General features: G+C 39.5%; 1 protein-coding gene. It reads right to left on the reverse strand.

The window, feature by feature from the left end; translation table 11 throughout:
* Positions 1–8: 8 nt before the first annotated feature.
* A protein-coding gene (locus tag WSC_RS0102620; RefSeq protein ID WP_085953478.1) for an IS3 family transposase occupies positions 9–1,204 on the reverse strand; the annotation gives its coding sequence in 2 pieces (ribosomal slippage) (positions 9–937 and positions 937–1,204; 1,197 coding nt in all).
* Positions 1,205–1,279 lie beyond the last annotated feature (75 nt).

Raw genomic sequence — 1,279 nt, forward strand, 5'->3', positions numbered from 1 at the left:
TGTAGTGGTCAAGTTAAATTGGCCACGGTTTTATAGTTTAGCCAGAAATTTTCTTCTGACTTGTTTGGTGTCAAACCGCCATTATGTCGATGTGGCCTGACTTGGCTGTAATAGCCAATAATATATCTTGTTATCTCTATCTTAGCTTCGTTTAAACTTCGATAACCAATCGTTGGTACCCATTCCGTTTTTAAGCTTCTAAAAAATCGCTCCATAGGCGCATTGTCCCAGCAATTTCCACGTCGGCTCATACTTTGTTTAATTTTATAACGCCACAGTCTTTGCCTAAATTTACGACTCGTGTAATGACTACCTTGGTCGCTATGAAACATTACTCCTTTTGGACAACCTCTTAATTCATAAGCCATAGTTAAAGCTTTCACTGTTAACTCACTGTCCGGTGAGTTAGACATTGCCCAACCAATTGGCTTACGTGCAAATAAGTCGATGACAACAGCTAAATATGACCAGCGACTTCCAGTCCAAACATAGGTCACATCACCACACCAAACTTGATTTGGCGCAGCAACATCAAATTGTCGAGCCAATAAATTTGGAATAGCTATATGCTCTTTAGCTGCTTTTTTATAAGCATGTTGCGGTAGTTGGCAACTTACTAAACCAAGGCTTTTCATCAGCTTACTGGCTCGGTAGCGACTTAAGGTTATATCAGTTTCATCTTGTGTAATGATGTCACTAATCGTCCGTGCACCAGCCGAGCCACCACTTAATTCGTGAGCTTCCCTTACTTTTTCTTGTAATACGAGTTGTTCTGCTGATGGTAAATCTTCTCGCAATAACCAATACTTATAACTGCTGCGATGCACGCCAAAAACGTCACATAGTATTTTAACTGGATATCGATATTTATGGCTCTGGTTGAGTTTTTCGATTATTTCGAATTGTTCAGTGAGTCCGACATCAACAGAGCCGTAGCCTTTTTTAGAATTTCCTTTTCTAATTCAATACGTTCAATGCGTTTTTTAAGTTCTCGAATTTCTATTTGCTCTGGCGTCATTGGTGTGGCTTTTGGTGCTTTACCTTGCCGTTCTTCTTTTAATTGCTTAACCCATTTGCCAATCGTTGAATATCCGACATTCATTGCGTTAGCGGCTTCTTCATGCGTGTAACCATGGTCAAGCACTAATTGTGCTGTTTCTAATCTAAATTCTGGGCTGAAATTTTTGCGTGATTTCTTTGCCATTTTTTTCACCTAATTCTGCTATGAATCAATCATAACATCCTCTAATTAGGTGGCCAAAATCACTCTACCACTACA

This window comes from Catenovulum agarivorans YM01 (genome assembly GCF_000281085.1).
Taxonomy (GTDB): domain Bacteria; phylum Pseudomonadota; class Gammaproteobacteria; order Enterobacterales; family Alteromonadaceae; genus Catenovulum; species Catenovulum agarivorans.